Below are 353 nucleotides of genomic sequence, written 5' to 3' on the forward strand. Positions count from 1 at the left end.
TCCTGTTTGGTGTTGCGCCAGGTGAAGTACGTGTACGACTGCTGGAAGCCGATCTGGGCGAGGGTGCGCATCATCGCGGGGCGGGTGAACGCCTCGGCCAGGAAGATCACGTCGGGGTCGGTGCCGTTGACGTCGGCGATGACGCGCTCCCAGAACACGACCGGTTTGGTGTGCGGGTTGTCGACGCGGAAGATCCGTACCCCGTGGTCCATCCAGTGCCGCAGCACGCGGACGGTCTCGGCGACCAGTCCGTCCAGGTCGGCGTCGAAGGCGACGGGGTAGATGTCCTGGTACTTCTTCGGCGGGTTCTCGGCGTAGGCGATCGAGCCGTCGGCGCGGTGGTGGAACCACTC

1 pseudogene is annotated in these 353 nt (G+C 66.0%); it reads right to left on the reverse strand.

Annotated features, from left to right (window positions below):
* Nucleotides 1-353: pseudogene (locus ACTT8P_RS38520) on the reverse strand (alpha-1,4-glucan--maltose-1-phosphate maltosyltransferase); the annotation flags it as partial.

Source organism: Streptomyces sp. JW3 (genome assembly GCF_052216785.1).
In the GTDB taxonomy this organism is placed as follows: domain Bacteria; phylum Actinomycetota; class Actinomycetes; order Streptomycetales; family Streptomycetaceae; genus Streptomyces.